18 protein-coding genes are annotated in these 17,424 nt (G+C 42.3%); 11 read left to right on the top strand and 7 right to left on the bottom strand.

Going from position 1 to position 17,424, the window contains the following annotated elements; all coding sequences use genetic code 11:
* Positions 1 to 244 precede the first annotated feature (244 nt).
* The 4 genes from B5F87_RS12530 to B5F87_RS12545 form a co-directional block, all read right to left on the bottom strand.
* On the bottom strand, positions 245 to 1,225 hold the full coding sequence (locus B5F87_RS12530; protein ID WP_087281542.1) for an AAA family ATPase: 981 nt from the start codon (positions 1,223 to 1,225) through the stop codon (positions 245 to 247).
* 89 nt (positions 1,226 to 1,314) lie between these two features.
* Positions 1,315 to 1,704 carry a hypothetical protein gene (locus B5F87_RS12535; protein ID WP_087281543.1) on the bottom strand — a complete coding sequence of 130 codons (390 nt, stop codon included), beginning with the start codon at positions 1,702 to 1,704 and terminating at the stop codon, positions 1,315 to 1,317.
* Positions 1,701 to 2,786, bottom strand: a complete 1,086-nt coding sequence (locus B5F87_RS12540) for a site-specific integrase (RefSeq protein ID WP_087281546.1) — start codon at positions 2,784 to 2,786, stop codon at positions 1,701 to 1,703. Before B5F87_RS12540 ends, B5F87_RS12535 begins: the two co-directional genes overlap by 4 nt.
* A 15-nt stretch (positions 2,787 to 2,801) precedes the next feature.
* Positions 2,802 to 2,990, bottom strand: a complete 189-nt coding sequence (locus B5F87_RS12545; protein ID WP_087281548.1) for a MarR family transcriptional regulator — start codon at positions 2,988 to 2,990, stop codon at positions 2,802 to 2,804.
* A 203-nt stretch (positions 2,991 to 3,193) separates the two neighbouring features.
* Here B5F87_RS12545 and B5F87_RS12550 point away from each other — a divergent pair, with 203 nt between their 5' ends.
* The 10 genes from B5F87_RS12550 (at position 3,194) to B5F87_RS12595 (ending at position 13,545) form a co-directional block, all read left to right on the top strand.
* A complete protein-coding gene (locus B5F87_RS12550) occupies positions 3,194 to 3,667 on the top strand; it encodes a GNAT family N-acetyltransferase (protein ID WP_087281550.1) in 474 nt (157 codons plus the stop codon).
* Between the two features lie 21 nt (positions 3,668 to 3,688).
* Positions 3,689 to 4,258: a helix-turn-helix transcriptional regulator gene (locus B5F87_RS12555; protein WP_087281552.1), complete on the top strand. Its 570-nt coding sequence runs from the start codon at positions 3,689 to 3,691 to the stop codon at positions 4,256 to 4,258.
* Between the two features lie 40 nt (positions 4,259 to 4,298).
* Positions 4,299 to 5,729: a hypothetical protein gene (locus B5F87_RS12560; protein ID WP_087281554.1), complete on the top strand. Its 1,431-nt coding sequence runs from the start codon at positions 4,299 to 4,301 to the stop codon at positions 5,727 to 5,729.
* A 330-nt stretch (positions 5,730 to 6,059) separates the two neighbouring features.
* Positions 6,060 to 7,403 carry a helix-turn-helix domain-containing protein gene (locus B5F87_RS12565; protein WP_235853290.1) on the top strand — a complete coding sequence of 448 codons (1,344 nt, stop codon included), beginning with the start codon at positions 6,060 to 6,062 and terminating at the stop codon, positions 7,401 to 7,403.
* The gene (locus tag B5F87_RS12570; RefSeq protein ID WP_054352627.1) at positions 7,390 to 7,920 is read left to right on the top strand and encodes a hypothetical protein; all 531 of its coding nucleotides are present in this window, start codon (positions 7,390 to 7,392) and stop codon (positions 7,918 to 7,920) included. Before B5F87_RS12565 ends, B5F87_RS12570 begins: the two co-directional genes overlap by 14 nt.
* A 240-nt stretch (positions 7,921 to 8,160) precedes the next feature.
* A complete protein-coding gene (locus tag B5F87_RS12575) occupies positions 8,161 to 8,685 on the top strand; it encodes a DUF5697 family protein (RefSeq protein ID WP_054352626.1) in 525 nt (174 codons plus the stop codon).
* 21 nt (positions 8,686 to 8,706) lie between these two features.
* Positions 8,707 to 9,360 (top strand): DUF6100 family protein, encoded by a 654-nt coding sequence (locus B5F87_RS12580; protein ID WP_268888497.1) that lies wholly within the window; start codon positions 8,707 to 8,709, stop codon positions 9,358 to 9,360.
* Between the two features lie 141 nt (positions 9,361 to 9,501).
* Positions 9,502 to 10,608 (top strand): hypothetical protein, encoded by a 1,107-nt coding sequence (locus tag B5F87_RS12585; RefSeq protein ID WP_343215764.1) that lies wholly within the window; start codon positions 9,502 to 9,504, stop codon positions 10,606 to 10,608.
* Positions 10,598 to 12,598, top strand: a complete 2,001-nt coding sequence (locus tag B5F87_RS12590; RefSeq protein ID WP_087281556.1) for a type IV secretory system conjugative DNA transfer family protein — start codon at positions 10,598 to 10,600, stop codon at positions 12,596 to 12,598. The genes B5F87_RS12585 and B5F87_RS12590 overlap by 11 nt, the downstream gene beginning before the upstream one ends.
* A 20-nt stretch (positions 12,599 to 12,618) precedes the next feature.
* The gene (locus tag B5F87_RS12595) at positions 12,619 to 13,545 is read left to right on the top strand and encodes an RNA-binding protein (RefSeq protein ID WP_087281557.1); all 927 of its coding nucleotides are present in this window, start codon (positions 12,619 to 12,621) and stop codon (positions 13,543 to 13,545) included.
* A gap of 77 nt (positions 13,546 to 13,622) precedes the next feature.
* On the opposite strand, the gene B5F87_RS12600 is transcribed toward B5F87_RS12595, so the two are convergent.
* From B5F87_RS12600 to B5F87_RS12610, 3 genes are read right to left on the bottom strand one after another with little or no spacing between them, the layout of a single operon-like run.
* A complete protein-coding gene (locus B5F87_RS12600) occupies positions 13,623 to 14,330 on the bottom strand; it encodes a hypothetical protein (protein WP_087281559.1) in 708 nt (235 codons plus the stop codon).
* A 10-nt stretch (positions 14,331 to 14,340) separates the two neighbouring features.
* Positions 14,341 to 14,781, bottom strand: a complete 441-nt coding sequence (locus B5F87_RS12605; protein ID WP_087281561.1) for a hypothetical protein — start codon at positions 14,779 to 14,781, stop codon at positions 14,341 to 14,343.
* A gap of 1 nt (position 14,782) precedes the next feature.
* A complete protein-coding gene (locus B5F87_RS12610; RefSeq protein WP_087281563.1) occupies positions 14,783 to 15,649 on the bottom strand; it encodes an MBL fold metallo-hydrolase in 867 nt (288 codons plus the stop codon).
* Between the two features lie 279 nt (positions 15,650 to 15,928).
* On the opposite strand from B5F87_RS12610, the gene B5F87_RS12615 reads away from it, so the two are divergent.
* A complete protein-coding gene (locus B5F87_RS12615) occupies positions 15,929 to 17,305 on the top strand; it encodes an ATP-binding protein (protein WP_087281565.1) in 1,377 nt (458 codons plus the stop codon).
* The last annotated feature ends 119 nt before the right edge of the window (positions 17,306 to 17,424 follow it).

Genomic DNA, 17,424 nt, shown 5'->3' on the forward strand with positions numbered 1-17,424 from the left:
CTTTCGTCGAAAGTAACGCAAAAGCACTTTTGACAGCCGTTCCGTCCATCAAAAGCTGCCTTTGCGCCCTGCCGGGAGCTTTTCCGTCCTATGGACGAAGCAGCAGTTCCTGTCGCATTTCTGCTTCCGTATCATATCCCACGCTCCTCTCCAAGACCGCAACAATACAAGGTCTATATATTTTGCAACCTTACAAATCCTAAATCCGCAAATTCTATATACTCTGCATTGTTGCGCTGTTGCCTTAATCTGTTCTTACTTTGTTCAATTCCCAATACCAAGAATTGTTTATCCTCTTCGCTCTGACTCCCAATTCCTTTTTTGCATTTTCGAGCGTCCGTCTGGATATATTCTGTTCCTCCGCAAGATTAAAAATCTCATTGCTCTGTATAGCATTATTTGTTTCTGCAAGTTTCCGGAGCAGACGCTTTGCCTGTTCCAATTTATTCGCTTTTGGAGCAATGCCGCCTAAAACTTCATCCGCTGTAATCTCATAGTCTCCGAGCCAAAGGAATCCGTCCTCTGATAGTTGAAATGCTTTCGGATGACCGAATCCTGCAAGGTTATTTTTTATCTGGACAACCGCTCTTATATTCTCTTCCCCCTCTACTCTACCAACTAACAATACACTCCTTGCGACTGCGAAAAAATCAATAGAACCCATTCCTCTGTATGCCGCTTTATTCCCTGCCGCCTTGTTCATGTGTCCTACAAGCACAATGGCACATTGATATTTTTCTGCCAGAGCCGCAAGTTTCTTTGTCATGTCCCTTGCTTCATTTGCTCGATTCATATCCATACTGCCGCCGAGATAAGCCTGTATAGGATCTAAAATAAGAAGTTTTGCCTTGGTCCTTATAATCGCTTCCTCCAGACGTTCGTCTATCATGGAAAGCGATTTTTTGCTTTCATCAATAACAGAAATATTCTCACAATCCGCACCTGCTGCTTCTAAGCGAGGTTTTACCGTATCGGCGAGTCCATCCTCCGCACTCTGGTAGATTACCGTCAATGGCTCTGTCAGCTTCATGTCACTGTCTAAACCCTCACCCTTTGAGAGCTTTGCCGCTATATTAAGTACAAGCGTTGTTTTCCCGTCTCCCGGATCGCCTTGTATAATTGTCAGCTTTCCATATGGAATAAATGGATACCACAGCCACGCCACTTCCTTTGACTGTATTTCCGACATTTTAATCATCTGCAATTCTGTTCTTGTTTCTTCCATATAACCTCCGTTTCTGAAAATCTCATTGTCAATGAAAGAAACCTCTGCTATACTCGTATTGTGATTACCGATAACAGAGGTTTCCGTTATCACACGCCCTGATAGTTGCCGCTGTCGGGGCATTTTTTATCAGTTCCCTCCCACAGATATTTTGCTCCGTCCAACATCCAGAGAACTGCTTTTAACATATCCTCATAAGCCGTATGAAGTTCCCGGATTTCTTCGGAAGTAATCTCCGGCTTTCTGTCCTTTAACTGCTCTGCCAACTCTAACAGATGGTTTTCCATTTCCTTCAATTTCTCTACAATCTGATATACAGTCTCTTTCTTTCCTACCACGCACACACGATTATAAATACAGGAACGAACAAAATAATCTTTTTTCTTCATACCACTGACAAGAATTTTCGCTTCAATTTCCTCACGTTCTCTGGGAGAAATGCGAAAGCTGATTGTCGGATATTTGTGTGTACCACTCATTCTTCCATGCCCTCCTTAAATTCTTCATTCAATAACTTCGCCATTTTCGTCTGCTCTGTAGGAAACATATGGGCATAGCGATAGGTAATATCAACGCTTTCATGCCCTACCCGATTTCCGATTGATACAGCCGAAAATCCCATACTGATCAGCAGGGAAATATGCGAATGTCTCAAATCATGGATTCTGATACGCTTTACCCCTGCTTTCTCTGCACCTCTTGTCATTTCATGGTGCAGAAAACTTTTTGTCAGATGAAAGATACGGTCCGTAGCAAGAATTCCATATAATCTGCTGATATAATCTTTCAGTTCATCACACAGGAAATCCGGCATACTCACATTTCGTTTACTTTTAGGAGTCTTCGGGTCTGTAATTACGTCTTTTCCCTCTAACCGCTGATAAGATTTTGTAATCCGGATGACCTTGTTATCAAAATCAATATCCTGCGGAGTAAGAGTTAACAGTTCTCCTACGCGCAGACCACACCAATATAGTATCTGGAACGCATGGTATGAATATGGCTTGTCTTTTACCGCTTCAATAAATTTTAAATATTCCTCTTTTGTCCAGAAAAGCATTTCCTCTGCTTTCCCTTTTCCAAGCGGCCCCGCCTTCACAACAGGATTGCTTTTTAGCTCATAGAAACGCACCGCATGATTAAAAAGAGCACTTAATTCTGATTGCAGAGTTTTCAGATACGTAGGCGCATAAGGTTTTCCTTTAGCATCACGATAAGAAATCTGTTCATTCTGCCATTGGATAATATCTGTCGCACGAATGTCACGCATTTTCTTGTCCCTGAAATATGGCAATAACTTTGTCCGCAGAATATGCTCCTTTGTCAGCCAGGTATTGTGTTTTAGTTTCGGCTTCATATCTCTGGTGTAGGCTTCTACAAACTCTCCAAAGGTCATATCCAGATCAGAAGCTTCTTTCATACGAAAATGATGTTCCCAGTCTGTCGCTTCCCGTTTAGTCTTAAAACCTCTTTTCACTTTCCGACAGTTTTTTCCTGTCCAGTCATAATAGTGGAACGATACATACCATGTTCCACGCTTTTCATCTTTGTACGCCGCCATGACTTCACTCCCCTCTTAATTTGTCTGCGCCATACCATAAAATTTTTCTTCATAGTATTTTCTGCTTACTCTTCCGGCGATTGTAATAAATCCTTTTGCTTCCAGTTCTTCATTCATCTGCCGCACTAATTTGTAGGCAAATGGTTTTGAAACACCCAAATCCTGTGCAACTTCTCCGGCTGTTACTAATAAATCATTTTTCAAATAGATATCCCCCTTGTTTATTTAGCTTTTTTGTTAAGTTCCATATTTGTATTATACTTAGCGTTTTTGTTATTGTCAATAGCGTATTTGTTAAACTTATCTTTTTTATTAAGTTTAGCATTTGTGATAAGTTTTTGTTGTCGTATGATTTGAGTTATGCTAGAATATAAGAAATAGGATAGCTATTTTCATAGGAGGGCTTTATGAAATATACAATACGGGAAATGACAGCACAGGAGTATCCGTTATTGGACGATTTTTTATATGAAGCCATTTTTATTCCAGAAGGAGTAGAGCCACCTTCAAAAAGTATTATTACTGCTCCTGAGCTGCAGATTTATGTTAAGGATTTCGGAACATCAAAAGATGATTTTTCATTAGTTGCTGAAGTCGAGAATAAAATCATTGGTGCTGTCTGGGTGAGAATTATGAATGATTACGGACATATTGATGATAAGACACCTTCCCTTGCAATCTCTCTGTATAAAAAATATCGAGGGCAGGGAATTGGGAGCAGTTTGATAAAAGAAATGTTGTCTCTGCTACAAACACACGGTTATAAACGTGTTTCACTTTCCGTTCAAAAAGCTAATTATGCAGCTAAACTGTACCAAAAAATAGGTTTTAGAATCATAAAGGAAATCGGCAACGAATGGATTATGACATATAACTTATAGATTTTAGAAAGGACATGATTTATGATATTAGGAGAACGAATTAAGAGAATACGAACATTTCGTGGATTAACACAGCGCGAATTAGGCTTAAAACTGGGATACGAGGAACGAAATGCTGATGTTCGTGTAGCTCAATATGAGTCTGGTTATCGTGTCCCTAAAAAAGACACGCTCATGGAAATTGCCAAGATTTTAAATGTGAACTATATTAATTTTATCACCGAAGCCCCTGGATGCGCCGAGGACATTATGCAAACATTCTTCTGGCTTGACGAAGATAATCGCAACACATTTCATCTATTCCAACTTGTCCGTAATCCTGGCAAGTGCAATGCTTCGGATGATAAATCTGTCCGGTATAATGATAGCGACGAATGGCCTGCTCATGCTCCTGTGGGTATGTGGATTGATTATGGTCTGGTAAATGAATTTCTGCGTGAATGGTGTCTGCGAAAAGAACAGTTAAAGAACGGAGAAATTTCAGAAGACGAATATTTTGAATGGAAAATCAACTGGCCTGCTACCAGTAGTGATATTGATAATGAAGGGAATGATAAGAAAAATAATAGCTACCAATGGAGAAGAACCTAAATACCTCACCTCAATCCCACAAAAGAAAGGATAACGTACAATGAATGATTTAACAACAATAAAGAATGAGATTCAATCTTCTATAAGTGATTTCAATGAACCTTTTACCAATTACCTTGTTAATTTAGGCTTACCTGTCAAAGGCATCTTAGCACCAATTGAGGAGCGACAAATTGTTATTAATTCCATTGAATCAGAAATACAAAAAATATCAGTTGAAAACAGACAATTCGCCACCTATCTAACTCGTTTTCTTTCTTCTGTTGCCGCAGGGCTATTTGACGGAGCTGTTACCTATCTTTGGAATGAAACAATAAAAAGTTTAAGAAAAATGATTATTAATTTTGACTTAGACTACTTTCTAAAAGTTAGTTCCGAGTTAAATAACCGTTACAAAAATTTACGAACTGAAGATGACCTTTCCCAAATTTCTGATTTTGATTTACTCCATGCATGCAATAGAATGGGGTTAATAACTGATCACGTTTTTGAAGTATTCAAATTTATAAATTATATGAGAAACCATTCCAGTGCAGCTCATCCTAACGACAGTGAAATTAGTGCATTTGATTTATTAAGTTGGTTAGACAATTGTATAAAATATGCCATCAATGCTACTCCAAACGAAGAAGCTGTTAAATTGAAACAGTTACTTTACAATATACGCACCAGTGTTATACCCGAATCAGACTTTAAATATATTGGAGAAAATATCGCAGAGCTTCCCAAAGTTATGATTGAAGATTTTCTTTCAACTATTTTTGGTATGTATACAGATTCCAATATCAACACAAATGTTTCTTCTAATATTGAGGGAATCGCAAAGTATGTATGGAATCTAAGTAGCGAACCAAAAAAACATTCCATTGGAGAAAAATTTGGCTATTTTAGAAAAAATGGAGATGTTGCCCGAAAAGATAAAGCGAATGATTTCCTTCTTGTCGTTGATGGTTTATCATACAAAGATGAAGATAGCATTGCTCAAGAAATTCGAGATTCTCTAGCCAATTTAATGACCACTCACAATAGTATCAATAATTTCTATAATGAAGAACCTTGGGCACGACAATTAAAAACACTTTTACCCACATCTGGAAATATACCCCAAAGCATACTGTCTGATTGGGTAAAAACAATCGTTGTTTGTTATTCTGGAAATGGTAATGGATATAGAGAAGGCGTTGATGAAGGAGCTTTGCCATACTATAAAGAATTTATCAAAAATTTCGACAACAAGGCTCTTGTATGTTTGCTAAACTTAATGGATGATCCCATTTTACTCATGGATCTTGATACCACCAAAGCTAATCAAAGATTTAAAAAGTTATGTGCTGCCCATAGTTCTCATTGCAAAAATGTCTTTATTGCAGACGCATTAAATTATCTTGCTACATGTTCTGAACCTTTAAGTAAAGTACATAAAACAACTACATTCAAAGATTTACTCTCAAAGGTAAATTCTCAATTTTAGCTATATGGGTATCAAAAAGGTATCACGACACATACTAAAAGCCGGAAAGTCCGCTGTTTATGCGGCTTCCCGGCTCTCTGTTTACTATTCAAACTCCAGACAGACGGTAAGCGATATAAACAAAGATTGGCTTATTTACAGGGGTTTTAGCGATTATAAAACGCTATAAAACAATAAAACAAAATTTAAAAATGCAATAAAAATGCAATGGAGTGTGTCAGACCGGAGGAGACCAACTGGCTTCTGCACTCTCTCAATACCTACTGACAAATCATATCATTTTGACGGGCTGACATTCGTTGTCAGCCTTTTTTATTAGGAGGCTTACTTATGGAATACCAATTAGAACTCAAACAAATCGTAGATTTTCCACGCTGCCGGATCTACCGCAACTTCATACAGACCTTATTAAATGACAGGAGCATCCGAACCACCGGAGGCTCTTTTCTTTTCTGGTATCTGATTCTTTGCTCCTACGCCAATTACAGCAATTCAAACCGGCGCATGGAGCAGCTCACTTATACGCTCTCACCTGGAGAATGGATCTGCAGCATCTCAGAACTGCAGGATTGGTTTCGCTGCCGGTTCCAACATCAGGCCATATCCATCCTGAAGCATCTCCAGGAGGAAGGCTGCATTACCTATTCCCTGCTGGAGAAAAACCGTCTGGTCAAATTCCAGATTACCGACTGGCAGAATGATAATACTGCCCTGAAATACAATTATCCCTGCAAAAAGGATACTGGTTTCTTCTTTTTCCCTATTGGAAAAGCTCACAAGCTGATCCAGGCAGGCAAATGCTCGGAGATGGACATTCTGCTCGACCTGTGGATCCACGCTGTATACAATGATCCGTCTGTCCTCTGCTCTGACACCGGCCCTGTCGTTTATTATCGGAATAATACCGGTTCCCCTCTGACCAGCTTCCAGACACTGGGAGATCGTTGGGGACATTCTAAACCTACTGTCTCAAGGCTATTAAAAAAGCTGGAGAAGATGAACCTGATCACCCTGGTATCCTTCCGTGGAAATCACGGGAGCATGATATACCTAAACAATTACCTTTCCATTATGTTTAACATCAGCGACGTACTGATTGACAAGGAGGAGATCGCCATGAAAATGAAACTGCCGATTTACATTCCAAAAGAAACACCTGCAGAGGAACCCGCAGAACCAGAGTCTGTGTGCGTACCAGAAACGGTGACGGATGAACAGATTACTGTTTCAAATCCCATTCCCTGCGTTCCAATTTCGCACATCCGCTACATGGTCAAAAAAGTCGCCAAACTCCTGGATACACAAGGGATTTCCTGCTGTCACTGTCCACGGACCAGGTATATATTATCTCCTTTATCAGACTGCAAGGATAGTATACCTGTAATTGGTCTAAATATTATCTGCCCCTTTGGAGCCGCAAACTACCGGTTTGAGCTGACCATAGAACCCAGGTCGGAGTCTGCAAAGCTGGAGCCTGAAAAGAAGACCGGACAGCAGCACCGAACCGTACTGGCGAACACTGCCCTTCCGAAAGAGAGCAGGACAGGACAGCGGGCTAAAAGGATGCACAAGATGGAACCACCGGAAATCTTACTGCCGGATCTTCCCCCGCAAGTACCGGAAAATCCGGGAACCGGAAGTCAGGAAGGAGGTGATCTGTATGCCGAAGCGTAAAGGACAGGACTTTCCAGCACCGGAAGAAAATCCCCGGTTTCATGATACGTACCAGTTCCTGCGCCGTTACCGGGATGCCACATACAGCCTGAAAGTGGTCGTTCACCAGATGGAGAACCAGTTCAAGGTGCAGTACGGTTCCAGCATTGATGAGTTCCTGGACTCCATTTATGCAGCCGGGGCAGACCTGGCAGGAAGTGATATTGCGGAACGTGCCAAAAGCATTGAGCGGAGCAACCGGATGCTGAAGCTGCTGGAGTCTTCCGTAGATCTTCTGCGGAATAACCACAAATACGGGGAGCAGTATTACTGGATCCTCTACTATGCCTTTCTTTCTCCACAGCAGCTGAAGAACACGGAAGAAATCCTGGAAAAGCTGGAGCAGCACATTCCCAATATCTCCTACCGTACTTACTACCGGAAACGCCACCTGGCGATAGAAGCTCTGAGCAGCATCCTCTGGGGCTATACGGCAAAGGAAACCATAGACACCCTGAATAAATTCTTCCCGGAGTAGGAAGTGGCACAGCTCCGGCATAGGATTGTCCCGGTTCTGCGATTGCAGGGTAAATTTACCCATGCTACAATAGGTATTGCTTATAGTTTTCTTTTTACAGCACCCTCGGCGGTGCTTTTTTTGTACCCATAAACCAACGCTGACTGCTGTACGTACAGCCTACATATATAATAAGTAGAAATTTCTACGTATGCTCTACGTACAGCACACGCACATTCTATTGAACGGAGGAAATCCGGCATGAAAACAAGAGATCAGATATACCACAGGGAAGGAGAAAAGCTCCTGCGCTTCCTGACCACCTACCATGCCCTGAAGTATGAGCAGGTAATGAAGATGTTTGGTAACCAGGACTCCATCAAGTCGCTGATCACCAGCCTGGTCAAGCAGGGGAGGATTTATCATGATAAGGAAGCCGGCCTGTTATGTGACAGCCCGGAGGCTGCCAAAAACCCGGATCGAGGCACGATTGCCGCCTTCTGGGTTTTACTGGATTTTGAAAAGCCCATCGTATTCCATACCAGCGGGGATTTTCCTGTTAAACTTCACTTCTTTTCAGAGAATGAGGAATATGAAATCCTCTATGTGCCGCTGGAACAGGAAATTTTAGTGGATCATGTGATGAAATCCATTCCCCGCCACGATGTGTTGCGTCTTGTGATGCTGGAAAATATCCAGCAGGCGGCGAAACTCTCGATTGAAGGAGTGCTTGCTTTCTGTGTCGTGGATGACTCCGGCTCTGTCAGCTACTACGGAAGGAGGTAATACACCATTTCAAACCAGAAAATACTCTATGAACGGCTTGCGAAGCTGGAAGGAGAGATCCAGAAACTCAACAACACCGTTTTTGCCCTGAAAACCACTGATATTCGTACATATCCGGAAAACTACGGGGAGCTGAGTATGAACGCTGCGCTGCGTGCTGAGCGGATCGCCTGCCAGATGCGGAACCTGGTCTGTCTGGCCGCCCCGGAAAAACGGGGCGGATATTTAAAGGATGCGGCTGATGCCCAAGGGATTGAGATCTGCCAGGACGAAGATCTGATCTCCATTACGCTTCCGGGCCTGCTTCCCAAAAGAAAGCAGCACGTCAACGCTGCCTTTCTCCATGAGCCGCTGAACTATGCGCTGCAGAACTACCTGACGGTCCATTCCCTTCCCCTGTACCGGGAATGTGTGGTCTGCTTCAGCCAGATCTATGACCGGAACGGCCCATTTGACCGGGTACGTGATTACGATAACCTGGAGTTCAAACAGCTTCTGGACACGATTGCCACCTATATCATGGTGGATGACAGCGGGCTTTACTGCGACTCCTACCACACCACGGAGCTGGGAGATACGGATCATACTGTCATCTATGTGATGGGAAAATCCCGGTTTCCCCAGTGGCTGAAAGGACGAAAAAACGAGATTGAAACCATATCGGAAATTTCATGATTTTTCCATCATTTTATCCGACATTGGTAAAACATCCTTTGAAAGCAGGAAATCCCTGCTTTTTTTGTTTGCCGGGAAGCACAACTTTTTACCCAAGTACAGACTTACATGGGTAACTACCGGAAGGAGGGGTGACTGATTTTGTATCCTTCTACCTCCCAGAAATACAGGCTCTTGGAAATGGTCGCTCTTAGTGGGGAATTTCCTGCTGACCAGCTTACCCGTCTGATCCCAAGCCCCTCTTATGGAGAAAAGCTCATTACAGAGTTAAAGGCACAAAAACTGCTGCGGACTCACTATCGGGATCATTTAAGGGGCTATCGTCTGACCGGACGGGCTAAACAGATGCTCCTTGCTCAAAATCCGGAGCGTTTCCGTGACTTCCTCACCGGGAATACCGAAACCAATCAGGTCCGAAGCGAAGTAACCCGTCGGCTGCGTCTGTACCAGAAAGCAGAAACCTATCTGACTCTCCTAAGCGCCGGCATCCCGTTCTTTGCTGACCAGAAACCGGATATTTTCAGGGAAGGCCGCGAAGCCGGTATCCTCACTATGGGGAACCTGCCCCTGTTTTACTCATCACGGGAGTTTAAGCACATCGGTCCAGAGGCAACCAAGATCAGAAACTCACGGAGCATGGGTGTGCTGCTTGCTCCCCACTGTGCCTATGCACTGTATAACACCGGCGACCATGTACTCAAGTGGGAATACCGGACAGAGGTACGGCTGAACGCCTTCCTGCAGCATTACCTGCAGGATTTCCCCTATACGGGGCATCCGAAAGTCCGGGCGATCCTGACCGGGAAGGACATGGACACTGCTTATCAGCTCCTGACCAGTACCGGCGGATATAAAAAGAGTCTGTTTGTAGCGGATACATCCTATGAACACTTTCACTATCTGCCAAACACAACAGAAGGTGAGACGCTTTTAAAACTGCTGGTCCGGCCACGGCTCATGAAACAGCTGGACCAGTTACTATTATCCGATTTAGGTTCCCGGCAGCCAGACCTTCCCATCGACCATGATGGGGTGGACGCTTCTGGGAACCCCGCGGTTCTTGCATATGATTTTGACTTGCACCGAATTAACCGATTCAATACCGGACTGAATGTTTACGGCAGAAAGGGGGTGATGATCTGCTTTGATTTCCAAATCCCCTGTCTGAAACGATATCTGACCGCCGACATTCGGTTCTCCAGTATTGACCTCTCTAAATTTAGAAAGGGGTTTTTGCATGAACCGTAAATGGTGGAAGCTCATTTATCTGCTTCCCATCAGCCTCTGCACCTTATATGCAGGCGGCTATATCGCTCAGTTTATCCGAAACTATCGCATCTGGACTGCGGCCGGTAACACACCGGGCAATGGCAGTTCCCCCAGGATGCCCTCCCCGCATCCGGCAGCCTGTTTCCAGGCAGTTACCGATTTTCCGTATAACCTGTACGGGATTGGAATCTGCCTTGTGGTATTTGGACTGCTGATTTTCCTGCTCATGCGGATGGGCTATGACCGCAACGGCGAAGTCCCAGACCGGGAACGGAACCTGAACTACTCTACAAAAGGCACCTATGGCACCTCCGGTTTCATGACGCCGGAGGAGATGCATAAAGTCCTGGAGCTGACTTCTGATGTAAAGAAAAGCAAAGGCACCATCTTAGGCAAGCTGAACGGCAAGGCCGTCTGCCTGCCCTACCACACCTATATGAATCGGAATGTGGCAGTCTACGGTTCCAGCGGATCCATGAAGAGCAGGGCCTATGTCCGTAACGCCATTTTTCAGAGTGTTGCCCGTGGGATTGACGGGCCGGGAGAAAGCCTGATCATAACCGATCCGAAATCTGAACTCTATGAAAGCATGTCCGTGTATCTGGAAAATGAAGGCTATACCGTCAAATGCTTCAACCTGGTCAACCCGGAAAACTCCGACAGCTGGAACTGTCTCATGGAGATCAACGGTTCTGAGACGATGGCTCAGGTCTTTGCCGATGTCATCATCCAGAATACCGGTTCTGCCAAAGGGGATCACTTCTGGGATAATGCGGAAATGAACCTGCTGAAAGCCCTGGTTCTGTATGTAGACCAGGGCTTTCAGCCGGAAGCCAAAAATATCGGGCAGGTGTACAAGCTGCTGACTATGAGTTCTGAAAAAGAGCTGAACAGCCTGTTTGACCTGCTTCCGGTATCCCATCCGGCAAAAGTGCCTTACTGCATCTATAAGCAGGCCAGCGACACGGTGCGCTCCGGTGTCATCATCGGATTAGGTGCCAGGCTGCAGGTGTTTCAAAATAAGCTGATCCGGCAGATCACCTCCTATGATGAGATTGACCTGACGCTGCCGGGCAAACAGAAATGTGCGTATTTCTGTATCACCTCAGACCAGGACAGCACCTTTGATTTCCTCTCCTCTCTGTTCATGACTTTTATCTTTATCAAACTGGTCCGTTTTGCGGACAAAGAGGGGGAGGACGGAAAGCTGCCGGTTCCGGTACATATCCTGGCGGATGAGCTTGCCAATACCGGCGCCATCTTGGAGCTGAACAAAAAAATTTCCGTTATCCGGAGCCGAAACCTGAGCATTTCCTGTATTTTCCAGAATCTGCCCCAGATGCAGAACCGGTATCCGCTAAACCAATGGCAGGAAATCATCGGGAATTGTGACAGCCAGTTATTCTTAGGCTGTACCGATGAAGTGACCGCCACTTTTATTTCCAACCGGTCCGGAGATGTGACGGTTGGAGTCAGCAGCGAAGCGAAGCAGCTCAATTCCTGGCGGGTGTCCGACTACACGCCGGAGTACCGGCAGACCAGATCCATCGGGAAGCGCAAGCTCCTAACACCGGATGAGATTCAGCGGCTGCCCTTAAATAAGGCGCTTATCATCCTGCGGGGACAGAAGATCCTGGAAGTGGAGAAATACGATTATACGCTCCACCCGGATTCCAAAAAGCTGATTCCAAGAAAGGCGGCAGACCATGTTCCCCAGTGGCGGGCGAAAGCCGAGCAGGAAGAATACGACTACACGCCGACTCTTGCTGAAAATTTAAAGAAAAAGCCCCGGCCCGGCCGCAGCGGCAGGCGCTCTGTGTTTTCCTCTCAGGAGAAACCGCTTCGCAGGGAACCGGACAAGCACGCTTACCCTTCCGGTCATCCGGGAGAGCTTAGTGACCAGCCGGAAGAATTTCCGGATTTTCCAGAGGAGATTGTTCCGCTGGATAAAGATTCCATTATGTCTTAATTTTTGAAAGGAGGCAGCTTATGTCAAACGAACTGAACCATGTAACTTCTATCCTTACCCTGGACGCCGATGCTCAGCTGGAAACGCCGCAGTCCAAAGCGGATCTCATCTGGCACGAAATCCAGAACGCCTACCGCACCCGGAAAATCCTCACCGGGAAGCTAGGCGGCATCGAGAAAACGGAGGCCGGCAGTCTGATCGCTATTATCTATTACAAGGACTTCCGTACCGTCATCCCTATCTCGGAAATGATGCTGAATCTTGTCCAGGATAACGCCCACGATTACGGGGAGCTTTCCCTGCGGCAAAATAAAATCCTTAATAATATGCTGGGATGTGAGATTGATTTTCTTGTAAAAGGATTGGATGCAAAGACACGCAGCATTGTAGCAAGCCGGAAAGAGGCCATGCTCAAAAAACGCCAGATTTTTTATCTGGATACAGACGCATCCGGGAAGCCCAAAGTATGCGAAGACCGGATCGTGCAGGCCAGAGTGATCGCGGTGGCAGAAAAGGTTGTCCGGGCTGAAATTTTTGGCGTGGAGACTTCCATTCTGGCAAGGGATCTGTCCTTTGACTGGCTGGGAGACGCCAGGGAACGGTTCCGTGTAGGGGACCACATACTGGTACGGATCCTGGATGTGAAGGCAGAATCTCCGGAACAGATCACAGTCCATGCAGATGTCAAAAGCGTAGAAGGCAATACCAGCAAGGAAAATATGAAAAAATGCAAGGTGCAGGGCAAATATGCCGGTGTTGTGGAAGACATCCACAAAGGCACCGTATTCGTCAGACTCTCGATTGGCGTCAACGCCATCGCTCATTCCTGCTATGATCCCCGCACCGTGGGGAAAAAGGATGAGGTTTCCTTTGTCGTTACACATATTGATGAAGAGCGTAACGTGGCCGTGGGGCTCATTACCCGGATCATTCGGCAGAACCTATAAAAGTTTAGAAAAATGGCAGCACTGTCAACTGATTAAGTCTAATAGTGCTGCCAAATAATATTATTTGTATTTAGCTCTTATAACTTATTTTCATTAATTCTATCTGGGAGTGTGTCCAGGGTTTCCAGTAATGCATATGCATATTTTTCGCATAAAACAGAATGTATTTTTTCGTTAACTCCCAATCCCCAAAATAATAACACTCCTATATCTACAAAAATTAAAATCATATTTGTTTTCGATTGAACGAACGAGAGAGGTGTTGTTGGAGCTGAAGAGATTATCAGAATGAGAATTGCTACAATCGTAAACGCAATTCCGACGGATTTAAGGCTAATCAAATTTTTATAAAATCCACACAACATATTTTCTTCTTGTACAAGTTTATTATTGCGTGTATTACTTCGTAGCCATTGTATAGCGCTGTAACACGTTTGTCTGAACTCTTCAGAATCTACTGGTTGGTTCATGGCTTCAAAACTTTTATCAATTTCACTTAATTTTCTGTAATAACGTTGCTTGGTTTTTCCGTCAATATGTGCATCATCTATATATAAAAATTCTGCGGCAGTATTTCTACGTTTTCCCCCTCTTTGCTTATATCTCTGCAAAGCGAAAAGGTAATTCGAAAATGATGTCATAATAGCTACCAATACAACAGAGAAAGTGAAACTCCGAACAGGTTCATAAACGACATATAGTGTTAAAATGATAGGTGCTATTATAATGATATAAACAGATACCCTTGCACGAATGTTATAAGAATCAAAAATTTTTATATCCATTTGCACCTCCTCATAATACTTTAAAATTCTCTTTAATCCGTTTCAAAATGTCTGTTTCTTTTGAATTATAGAAATTCAACTCAGATTCTGTTATCTCAAATCCAAAGCCGTAATTATCACCTGCATAACAGTATGATATTTCATTTTTCGAAAAAGACGTAAACCACTTTACTTTATTTTTCTTGTGTATTTTTAAGTAATTGGCGTAACAGGTAATGAAAACTATCGTTTTTTCCTCTATCTGGTCAGCATTGTGAGCCAAATACTTTGCAATTTGATCATAATGCCCGACCAGAAACAAAATAGATGGTTCCGCTACGCCTAATGGCGTAAGCGGAATAAATCCATCTATTGTATTTTGAGGGATAAAGAAAAGATGAAATATATCATAAAGATACTCCTGTCGTCCAGGGATTTCATATGCCTGAGTTTCTGCAACCAAGTATTTCAAATCAGAGCCCCCTAAAATACGAACGAACCGGGATGTTTGTTAAGCTTGAATTCCACCCTGTGCAAATCTGATCTCCAGTCTTCGTGTTTTTGATAACATAACCTCGTTTTGGTAAATCTTTAGATCCTCCGTTGGTGTTACCTGTATTATCGGATACATAATATGTAATCCCGAGAGACCCTTTCTGCTCAAAAATACTATCTGCCTGTTCTTTTTTTCCATGATGTGGTAACTGTATCAGTGAGTATTCCTCTAATTTATCCTTGATGGCCTCATAACTACTGTCCCCACATAATAATAGATTATTAGTTCCCACCTTAACTTTCACTTGAGTGCTCACGGCATTTACAACCGTTTCTTTATCAATGGTATCGCCTTGTCTATTGTCGATGCGTTTTGCAACAGCGTCCAATGCATATTCCTGATCCGGTCCTACTATCGTAACTCCCGGACATACTTGCGTATCAGTAAATATATCTCTCAATTTAACCAATCCGGAAAGAGAATATATGTTTTCAAAAATTTCAGAAATCCTTCTTGCCAAAGAATCTCTAGTTATTCTTTTATCATTTATCCTCTTTAACAACTCATCTTTATATTTGAGCAATAAAAGCGTGTATATATCTGAAATTTTATCTTGCTCTATTAAATAAGGAATCCCATCAAAATGATCTCCATCGTTGTGTGAAAGAACCAATTTCGCTTTTGAGTAACCTCTTTTCTTCATATAATCGAGTACCCTGTCAGCATGTTCTTCACAACCACAATCAAAAATCACAAGTTCGCTTCCGGTGTCAATAAGTATACAATCTCCATTATTTGCTCCTGGATCCGTATATCCTTTTGATGATAAAAATTTTACTGTCAATAAATATTTCTCCTTTCAGTTTCAAAAAATTACATTTGTTAATTAGTTACTACGGGTAGCTAGCCCACTTCATCTCCGGAGTAGCACTCATCTCGTGCATCTGCTAGTAACAAGATATCATCACTTCTCCTGAAAGTCAAGTGTATTTTTGTAGATTAAACGATTTTTTCGTTTTTACTTCATTATATCGCGCATTAACCTCGTTTTCTGAAACATTTATATTGATGAATTCGTTTTTATGTGTTACAATAAAGCAACAAAACATGAGGTGCTAAAAATATGCTGATCAAATTTTCGATAACAAATTTCCTTTCCTTTAATGACAAACAATGCTTTTCAATGGAAGCTGGAAAAGCACGCAAAAACTCCAAAAGGATTTATCGGAACAAAAACATAAAGCTGACTAAATGTGAAGTTATTTTCGGAGCCAATGCTTCGGGAAAATCTAACCTGGTAGAAGCATTTCAATTTGTTCAAGATATGGTCGTTGATGGACTTCCACGAGGTTTCACAAATAAGTATTTCCGACAAATTCCGGCTAATCAATCTATTCCTTCTTCCTTCAAAATAGAACTTTTATTGGATAATAAACATATCGTTTATGAGTTCTCTGTCCTATTAAAGACCGGGTCTATAGAAGAGGAACATCTTTATGAATTAACTACTTCAAATCAGGAAAAGAGTATTTTTTACCGCAATTTAAAAAGTAGTATTTTCGAAGCTGGAGATTATTTTAAGAATAAAAATGCTGTTGAGAAATTAAATATGTATGGCGAAGACAGTATCGCAGATAGCGAGTTACTTTTTCTTTCCATAATTAATCACGGGAAGGAAAAAATGTACGAAGACAATCCAGAGTTAAAAATTCTTCGTAAAGTATATATTTGGTTTAACAATTTACTAACTGTAAGCAATCCAGACAGCATACTAACAGGATATCCTTATTTTTCGAGTTCCAACCTGAATGAAATTGCTAATCTCTTAAATGCATTAGGTACAGGGATAAGTGACTTAAAAATTGTTGAAGTTCCTGTAGACATTATAAAGAGCAAAGTGCCTGAAGAACTTTTTAATAAAGTAGTGGCTGATCTCGAAAAAAAATCAGCCAAAAAGGGAAGGCACCATAGTCCTTCCATCATGCTTCGTTCATATAAAGAATTTTATACTTTTGAATTAAATAAAAATGACGATTTAATCATAAAGACTATAGAATTTAGCCATGAGAGTAAATCTGTTTACTTTAATTTGAAGGAAGAATCGGATGGTACTGCACGGCTTTTGGATTTGATAGAAATTCTTTTAAAAGTTTCTGATAATCGGGTGTTTGTTATTGATGAAATAGATCGCTGCTTACATCCTGCAATGACTACACGAATGATAGAATTATTCCTTAAAATGGCAGAGCAACGAAATACTCAACTTATTATTACTAGCCATGAATCACGATTATTAGCGACAGAAATCCTCCGAAATGATGAGGTTTGCTTCGTGATAAAAAATGAAAAGGGCGAATCTATACTCAATCCTCTAGAAAAATACCAACTTCGTGCAGACAAAAAGGTTTATTCTGCAATGTTTGATGGTACTTTGAGTGACGTACTTCCTAATTATAATGAAGAGAAAATGGAATTTATTCTAAAAAAGGATAGAAGCTAAAGGTAGTGTAAAAAACTTTGTGGCTTTGGTAAAAAATGGCTCCTTTTTGGTAAGAATTACAGATATGACAATTCTTATCGAAAAGGAGTTTATTTATGGCAGTAGCAAAAGACCAAATC

Origin of the sequence: Eubacterium sp. An3, from assembly GCF_002159465.1 — a bacterium.
In the GTDB taxonomy this organism is placed as follows: domain Bacteria; phylum Bacillota; class Clostridia; order Lachnospirales; family Lachnospiraceae; genus Anaerobutyricum; species Anaerobutyricum stercoris.